Raw genomic sequence first — 3,704 nt, 5'->3', positions numbered from 1 at the left:
AAGGGGTAGGGGCTCACGGCGTGCGCCATCAGGTAGAGGCCTAGGCGGTGCAGGCCGAAGTCGTAGGCGGCCAGCCGTGCCACCTCGTCGAACTCGGCCTGGCTGGGGTAGAGGCCGGTCAGCTCGTGCAGGGCCTGGCGGTAGTGGGCCAGGTAGGCGGGCAGTTGGGGGGCGCGCTCGGGGCCGAGCACGAAGGTGAGCAGTTCCATCACGTCGTAGTGCGGCACGTGGTAGGTGGCCAGCTCCCAGTCGTAGGCCACGAACTGCAGGTTCCCGTCCGGGCAGCGTTTGAAACAGGCGTTGCGCGGGTTCAGGTCATTGTGGATGAGCGTTTTGGGCTGGGCCTCCAGCGTCCGCCAGTACGCCGGAATCTGCTTGGTGATGGCCTCCAGGCGGCGCACCCGCGGCGCCGGGTACAGGGCCGGGCAGTGGGTGGCGGCGTGGCGCAGCAGCGCCTCCCAGAGCGGCGTCAGGGCCTGCATGTAGGCCCGGCCGGGCCGAATTTCCGCCGCGGGCGCGGCTTTGGCGCCGGCGGGGGGGGTAGGGACTGCCGGGACCCGCAGCGGGCCGGCCGCTTCGGGCCACAGGTGCCAGGCGTGCCAGGCGGCCAGCTGCGTGAGGGCCGCCCGCAGGTGGGCGTCGGTCCAGCGGGTGGGCTCCCGCACCGAGTTGAGCAGCTCGGCTCCTTGGAGGTTTTCGAGCAGCACGTAGTAGGTTTCGGTGGCCTCGTCGGCGTGGGTGGCCCACACGGTGGGCAGCAGCGGCAGCGGGCCGGCCGCGGCCGGGCGGCGGGCGGCGGCCTCGGCGTACACGGCCAGCTCGCGGTGGTGGGTGGCGGCAAAGCCGGTTTGCAGCTCGAAGGGGGGGTAGACCTGGACCAGCGGGCCGCCGTGGGCCGTGGCCAGGGCCGTGAGCAGCTGGCTCACTTCGCGGCCGGGCGGCTTGATTTTCAGCACCAGCGGCTGCCAGTGCCAGGGGCCGCCGGCGGTGCGCAACTCCACGCTCAGTCCAAACAAGCCCAGGGGCCGCCCCGCCTGCCCCACCGACAGGTTGGCCAGAATGCTGGCCGAGCTGTCCAGCGGCGCGGGGCGCACGGCCCGCACCCGCACCTCGCGCTCCGGGGCGTGGCGGTGCATTATTTCTTCCAGAAACGCGGCGCTGCATACGGCCGGCGCAGCGTCAGACAGTAGATTGGTTTTCATAAGGCGGGGGCGCTAAACGTAAATGCGGCCGGCGGCGGCCCGGAACGCGCCGGCCGCAGCGCGCCAGTCGGCGCGCCCGCGAATGCCAGCACCCGCACCCCGCCGAAATAAAAGCAGGCCTCGCGCGCCGACAGCCCGGCCGAGATGCCCGCCAGCAGGGGCACGCCGGCCGTGGGCCGCGGCGCCTGCGCCTGCAGCAGGTTCCAGAACACGGCCCGCAGCGGCCCCGGCCGCTGGCCCAGCGCCCGGCTGGCGCGCCCAAACTCGGCCGCGCTCACGTATTCAAAGATGTTGGAGAGGCTGGCCTTGCTCACCGGCGGCCCCGCCGCCGAGAGCAGAAACGTCACGGCCTCGCCGGTGCGCACGCGCAGCCGGGGCAGGTGCGCCCGCAGGCGCGCGTGGTGGGCGGCCTGGTAGCAGGGCGGCAAAATGCTTTCGGGCAGGTTTTCGGGACCGAAAAAGAAGAAGCGGAAAAAGAAGTTGTCGCGGGCCAGCTGCTGGCTTAGCTGCGCGCGCAGCCGCTCATAGAAGACTTGCCCGCCCGTGGCGGCGGCGTAGCGAAACAGGCGCGGGTCGCGGCCCCGGCTCAGGTTGGCCTGGTCGAAATACTGAATAAAGCGGGCCGGGAAATCAGTCGTGGCCAGCTCCTCGTCAAAGAAAGCGGCCTGCGCGCCTACCCCCTCGAAGCGGAGCAAGTGTGCCAGCTTGGCTTGCAGCACCGCCGGCAGCGTGGGCAGAAACGCCGTGACGTAGCTCTCCAGCCGGCCGGCCAGCAGCAGGCCCCGCGGGTGCTGAGCCAGCCGGACGGCCCAGGCCTGGCGGCGGGCCGGCGGCAGCGTGGGCAGCAGCGCCGCCGCGGCCTGGGCCACGCCCGCCGGCCCGGCCAGCCCCAGCAGGCCGCGCAGCACCGCGGGCGGATGGTGGCGCACGGCGTGCACCTTAAGTTGCAGCAGCTCATTCTGCACCGGGTTCAGGTCGATGGCCGTGACCCGGCGCGGGCCCGCCAGCAGGGCATTGAGCACGTTGCAGCCCGCCGACGTGATGATGAGCGCGTGGTCGTCGGCCTGCAACTCCAGCGCCTCGTAGAGCGTGGCCGCGCTTTCCCAGACCAGGCCGTAGCGCAGACAATCAAGCGGAACCTGGGTGAATTCGGACTGCACGGTGAGTTAGGAATTAGGAGTTAGGAACTATGAGTTGCTGCTTTAGGAGGTGGCCAGTAGCGGCTGATGGCGCTAGCGGAGCAGGTCGTAGCGGACTTTCGAGAAGTGCCGGGCATCGACGGGCAGCTGGGCGCGCAGGTGCAGCGTGCCGAGCAGCTCGGGGCCAAAGGCCGCCACCAGAGCAGCCCGAATGGCGGGCGCCAGGTCCGGCGGGCCCTGCACGAACAGGTCGAAAGCCGGCTGCTGGGCGCTGGGCCGGGCGCCGGCCAGCGCGCCGCCGGCCGCGGCCCGCGCCACGTGCTCGACCTGGTAGGGCCACACGCCGCGCACCGGCCCACGAGCCAGAGCTGCCCGGCCGCATCGAGGTAGCCGAAGTCGCCGGTGGCCAGCCAGCCGTTTTCGGCGCCTTCAGGCCGGGCCACGTGCGGGCCGCGCACCAAGATTTCGCCGGCTGCGCTTTTACTAGTTGCCCTTGCGTCGGCTGCGCTTGCGCCAGCACCAGAGTCAGCGGCGCGGCCGAACGGAAGCGCGTGGGTTTCAACTGCCGCATGTTGCCCGCCGACGGTGGGCAGCCACAGCGGCTGCGGGCTGGCCAGCTGCAGGCTGAGGCCAGGGTGCACCGGGCCCACGCAGTAGCCGCCGCGCGGGTCGGCCGGCGCCGGGCCGCAGCGGCGCACGGCAATGGGCTCGGCCTCCGAGCAGCCGTAGATAACGTAGCAGTCGGCGGCCGGGAAGCAGGTTTTCAGCTCGTAGAGCAGGCTTTCCGGCACCGGCGAGCCGCCCACGCCTACCCCCTCCACCAGCGGGAAAGTAGCCGGGTGGTCGGCCAGGTAAGCCAACAGCTTCTGGAAGTAGAAGACGTTGCCCGTGAGCGTCGTCACGCGCTCCTGCCGAAGCTGGGCCAGCACGCGGGCGGGCGCAAAGCCGGCCCAGCCGCTACGCCAGGGCAGGTCCGGGATGATGGTGGTAGTGCCGGCGGCCAGGTTGTGGAGCAGCACGTTGAGGAACAGCGGGAAGTCGCGCTGCCCCGGCCGGGGTGGAAACGCCGTTTTCAGGGCCGCGTGCTGGGCCAGCAGCACCGCGTGGCTGCGCCGCACGGCGTGGGCCTGCCCGCCGCCCGTGCTGCCGGAGCTGAACGAAACCAGCGCCGCTTGCGCGGCTGGCACTAGTTGCAGCGGCCAGGCGGTGGGCGCCGGCCCAGCCCCGGCGGGCCGCTCCGCCGGCAGCGTCAGCAGGCGCCGCCCGGTGAGACGGGCCAGCCAGCGCCAGCGCCGGCCCGCGGCGGGGCCGACCACGGCCGCCCGCGGGCCGGCGCCGCAGCTGACGTCTGGGGAGAAGAAGG

General features: G+C 72.2%; 3 protein-coding genes. All 3 read right to left on the bottom strand.

The features are described from left to right. Positions 1–1,202 (bottom strand): phosphotransferase (locus ACFE70_RS20035; protein ID WP_375419558.1); only part of this gene is annotated, 1,202 nt, incomplete at its 3' end. Further along, entirely contained in the window at positions 1,199–2,362 is a 1,164-nt protein-coding gene (locus tag ACFE70_RS20030) for a DUF3419 family protein (RefSeq protein ID WP_375419557.1), read from the bottom strand. The genes ACFE70_RS20035 and ACFE70_RS20030, both read right to left, overlap by 4 nt. A 20-nt stretch (positions 2,363–2,382) precedes the next feature. Next, the coding region (locus ACFE70_RS20025; RefSeq protein WP_375419556.1) for an AMP-binding protein at positions 2,383–3,704 on the bottom strand (1,322 nt) is incomplete at its 5' end.

Source organism: uncultured Hymenobacter sp., from assembly GCF_964243305.1.
Lineage (GTDB): Bacteria > Bacteroidota > Bacteroidia > Cytophagales > Hymenobacteraceae > Hymenobacter.
This window is presented reverse-complemented; position numbering and strand designations above follow the sequence as displayed.